We start from the raw sequence: 4,394 nt of genomic DNA, 5'->3' as shown, positions 1-4,394 counted from the left end.
GGCACCGCTTCTTCAGCCACCAGCCCGACCTCAACTTCGACAACCCCAAGGTGCTCGAGGCCATGTTCGGCACCATGCGCTTCTGGCTCGACATGGGGGTCGATGGCTTCCGGCTCGATGCGATTCCCTATCTCATCGAGCGCGACGGCACCAACAACGAGAACCTGCCCGAGACGCACGCCGTCATCAAGCAGTTGCGCGCGGCGATCGACGCGAGCTACAAGAACCGCTTCCTGCTCGCCGAGGCCAACCAGTGGCCCGAGGACGTGCGCGACTATTTCGGCGAAGGCGACGAGTGCCACGCGGCCTACCACTTCCCGCTGATGCCGCGCATCTACATGGCCATCGCGCAGGAGGACCGCTTCCCCGTCGTCGAGATCATGAAGCAGACCCCCGACATCCCCGAGGGCTGCCAGTGGGCGATCTTCCTGCGCAACCACGACGAGCTGACGCTCGAGATGGTGACCAGCAAGGAGCGCGACTACATGTACAGCACGTACGCGGCCGACCCGCGTGCGCGCATCAACCTCGGCATCCGCCGGCGGCTCGCGCCGCTGATGGACAACGACATGGAGCGCATCAAGCTGATGAACAGCCTGCTGCTCTCGATGCCCGGCTCGCCCATCATCTACTACGGCGACGAGCTCGGCATGGGCGACAACGTGTTCATCGGCGACCGCAACGGCGTGCGCACGCCCATGCAGTGGAGCCCGGACCGCAACGCCGGCTTCTCGCGCGCCGACCCGCAGCGCCTGTACCTGCCGCCGATCATGGACCCGATCTACGGCTTCGAGGCGGTCAACGTCGAGTCGCAACTGCGCGACCCGTCGTCGCTGCTGCACTGGATGCGCCGCATGCTCGCCGTGCGCAACACGAGCCGCGCCTTCGGCCGCGGCCAGCTCGTTTTCCTCTCGCCCGGCAACCGCAAGGTGCTCGCCTACCTGCGCGAGTACGCCGACGAGGCGATCCTGTGCGTGGCCAACCTGGCGCGCTCGGCGCAGCCGGTGGCCCTGAACCTCGGGCGCTTCAAGGGCCGCGTGCCGGTCGAGCTGCTCGGCCGCGCGGCCTTCCCGCCGATCGGCGAGCTGCCCTATCTGCTGACCTTGCCGGCCCACGGCTTCTACTGGTTTCGCCTCGCCACCGACGCCGAGGCGCCGAGCTGGCACGAGGAGTTCCTGCCTGCCGAGGACCGCCCGGTGCTGGTGCTGTTCGACGGCTGGAACAGCCTGTTCCGCGAGCAGGTCGTGCCGTGGCGCATCGGCATGGCGGTGAAGACGCGTGCGCAGTTCGAGACCGACACGCTGCCGCGCTACATCGAGACGCAGCGCTGGTATGCGTCCAAGGGCGCGACGCTGCAGCGCGCGCGCATCGCGGAGCACGCACTGTGGGAGGACGACGCGGCCAACGGCTGGCTGCTCGCGCTGCTCGAGGTCGAGGGGCCGAGCGAAGCCGCCACGTATTTCGCCCCGCTGGCGATGGCCTGGGAAGAGCAGGAGGAAGAGCGCGCGCGGGGCCTGTCGGCCGCGACGGGCGCGGTGGCGCGGGTGCGGCAGCAGGCCGACATGGGCGTGATCGGCGACGCATTCGCCGACGAGCAGTTCTGCCATGCGCTGGTGCGGGCGATCGCTGCGCGCAAGGAGCTGCCCGCGGCGCGCGGCCGGATCCACTTCACACCGACCTCAGCCTTCCGCGAACTGGCAGGCGAGGACCTGCATTCGCTGCCCGTCGGGCGGCCCCGCGCCCAGAGCAGCAACACCCTCGTCCTGCTCGGCGAGCGGCTCTTCGTCAAGGGCTACCGGCGGCTGCGCACGGGCGTCAACCCGGAGTACGAGATCGGTCGCTACCTCACCGAAGTGGCCAACTTTGCGCATTGCGTGCCGGTGGCCGGCGTGGTCGAGCACCGTGCGACCGATGGGGCGAGGACCACGCTGGCGATGGTGCAGGCCTATGTGCCGAACCAGGGCGACGGCTGGGACTACACGCAGGATTACCTGATCCGCCACTTCGAACAGGCGCGCGACACCGTCGAGCCCATGCCGCCCGACGTGCACGGCGCCTACCTCGAGCTGATGCAGACCCTGGGCCGGCGAACGGCCGAGCTGCACCTCGCCTTTGCGATGCGCACGGGAGATCCGGCCTTCGAGCCGGAGCCGCTGGACGCGGCCGACGTCCAGGCCTACGTGGCACAGCTCGGCGGCGAGGCGCGCCGCACGCTCGACGTTCTGCAGGCCGGGCTCGACCGGCTCGACGGACTTGCGCTCGAGGAGGCGCAGGCGGTGCTGGCGATGCGCGCGCGGATCGAGCAGCGCATCTCGCAGTCGGCCGCCGTGCCGCAGCGCGCCCTGAAGACGCGCTATCACGGCGACTACCACCTCGCGCAGGTGCTGATCGCCAGGAACGACGTCGTCATCATCGACTTCGAAGGCGAGCCCGGGCGCAGCTTCGAGGAGCGGCGCGCCAAGCATTCGCCGCTGCGCGACGTGGCCGGCATGCTGCGCTCCTTCGGCTACGCCGGCGCCAGCGCCCTGAAGGACATCGTGCACAACGACGATGAGCGCGACGCGCTGCTGCCGCTGGCGCGCGAGTGGGAAACGCAGGTTCGTGCCGCTTTCCTGCGCGCCTACGAGGAGCGGGCGGCCGGCGCCGGCCTGTTCGACGAGCTGGTGCCGGGGCAGGGGCTGCTCGGCCTGTTCGAGCTGCACAAGGCGCTGTACGAGCTGCGCTACGAAATCGACAATCGCCCGGACTGGGTGCGCATACCTCTGCAGGGCATTGCCGCGCTGATGGGCGGCAGCGAGCGCCACGGCGCACAGGAGAACTGATGGAAAACGTCGACATGATGCTCGAGCCCGCCCGGGCCTTCCTGATCCAGATCGGCGCCTTCCTGCCGCGGCTGGGGCTGGCCCTGCTGATCCTGCTGGCCGGCTTCCTGTTCGCCAAGGCGGCGCGCTTCGCGATCGAGAAGGGCCTGCGTGCGGTCAACTTCCACATCGTCACCAAGCGCTCCGGGATGGACGGCTTCCTGCAGCTCAGCGGCGCGGAGTTCGACACCACGCGGCTGTTCGGGGCGCTGGTGTACTGGGTGGTCATCCTCGCCGCGCTGATCGTCGCGTTCAACGGCCTGGGCCTGCAGTACGTGACCGAGCTGCTCGGGCGCGTGATGCTGTTCGTGCCGCGCGTCATCGTCGCGCTGCTGGTGCTCGCCTTCGGCGCCTACTTCGCGCGCTTCGTCGGCAACGCGGTCGTCACCTATTGCCGCGGCATCGGCGTGCGCGACGCCGATACCCTGGGCCGGCTCGCCCGCTACGCGATCCTGACCTTCGTTGTCATGATCGCGCTCGACGAGATCGACATCGGCGGCGCCTTCCTCGTGCAGACCTACCTGATCCTGCTCGCCGGCCTGGTCCTCGCGCTGGCGCTGGCTTTCGGCCTGGGCGGGCGCGAGTGGGCGGCGGCTCGGCTGGAGCGCTGGTGGCCCACGGTCAAGGAAGACGATCTGCGCTGAACCAGCGGGACACCGCAGGCGCTCCTGGCCATGCGGCGACAATTTCGCCAATGCAGCGCAAACGCGCTACATTCTGAGCATGAAGACCACCACCATCCCGTCCGTGCGCGTCGAGCCCGAGTTGCGGGCCGAGGTCGAGTCGCTGCTCGGCGAGGGTGAAACGCTCTCCGAGTTCGTCGAGGCCTCCGTCCGGGCGAGCGTGCAGCGCCGACGCGTCCAGGCGGAGTTCATTGCGCGGGGCCTGCGCTCACTGGACGATGCCCGTCGCACAGGAGAGTACGTCGATGCCAATGTCGTGATCGGCGAACTGCAGCGCAAACTGGAAGAGGCGCGCGCTCGTAAGCCGACGGCCCGGAAGTGATCTTCCGGGTTCGCCTGACCCTCGACGCCGAGGCGGACCTGGAACGCTTGTTCGACTTCGTTCTCGACAGGGAGCTCGCCCGCGAGGGCGGTGACCTGAAACTGGCCGAGCATGCCCTGGCGGCCATTGGAGCGGGCATCGCCACGCTGAAGACCTCGCCCTTCACTTGTCGCAAGGCCGGGCAGAGTCCTTTCCTGCGCGAGTTGATCATTCCCTTCGGGAGATCAGGCTACGTCGCACTCTTCGAGATCGAGGGCGTCTGCGAGGTGGTGATCGCAGCCGTGCGCCACCAACTCGAAGAGGACTATCACTGATTCGTATCAGTTGCTCCACCGCGCTCGGGGCGATCCTCGGCGCGAACGCAGACAAGGGCGAAAGTCTGCAACCGGCCCGTGGCGGACGTTCGGCTGGACCGCTGTGCTGGCGCTCGGTGTGGGCAAAGCCGTGGGCGGTTGTGCGGCGGCGCGCCGGTGTGGCGGTCGGCCCTGCGGGCCGACTGCGCTGTGCTGCTCGGGCTCGTGTCTGCGT

General features: G+C 68.8%; 4 protein-coding genes. All 4 read left to right on the top strand.

What is annotated here, in order from left to right:
• Nucleotides 1–2,822: putative maltokinase (locus tag H0W38_RS17385; RefSeq protein ID WP_292456394.1), on the top strand; the 2,822-nt coding region annotated here is incomplete at its 5' end.
• Nucleotides 2,822–3,505 (top strand): hypothetical protein, encoded by a 684-nt coding sequence (locus H0W38_RS17380; RefSeq protein WP_292456391.1) that lies wholly within the window; start codon nucleotides 2,822–2,824, stop codon nucleotides 3,503–3,505. The genes H0W38_RS17385 and H0W38_RS17380, both read left to right, overlap by 1 nt.
• Nucleotides 3,506–3,584: 79 nt before the next feature.
• The gene (locus H0W38_RS17375) at nucleotides 3,585–3,866 is read left to right on the top strand and encodes a YlcI/YnfO family protein (protein ID WP_292456388.1); all 282 of its coding nucleotides are present in this window, start codon (nucleotides 3,585–3,587) and stop codon (nucleotides 3,864–3,866) included.
• Complete coding sequence (locus tag H0W38_RS17370) at nucleotides 3,863–4,180, top strand: type II toxin-antitoxin system RelE/ParE family toxin (RefSeq protein ID WP_292456386.1); 318 nt, start codon at nucleotides 3,863–3,865, stop codon at nucleotides 4,178–4,180. The genes H0W38_RS17375 and H0W38_RS17370 overlap by 4 nt, the downstream gene beginning before the upstream one ends.
• Nucleotides 4,181–4,394: the final 214 nt, after the last annotated feature.

It is taken from the genome of Methylibium sp., assembly GCF_013817365.1.
Taxonomy (GTDB): Bacteria; Pseudomonadota; Gammaproteobacteria; order Burkholderiales; family Burkholderiaceae_C; genus Methylibium.
Note: the sequence above shows the minus strand (reverse complement) of the source record. Positions and strands in the feature narration are given on the sequence as shown.

Bases quoted from the DNA above. Each gene is read 5' to 3' on its own strand.
- H0W38_RS17380 (WP_292456391.1), top strand. From the start codon at position 2,822: ATGGAAAACGTCGACATGATGCTCGAGCCCGCCCGGGCCTTCCTGATC.
- H0W38_RS17375 (WP_292456388.1), top strand. From the start codon at position 3,585: ATGAAGACCACCACCATCCCGTCCGTGCGCGTCGAGCCCGAGTTGCGG.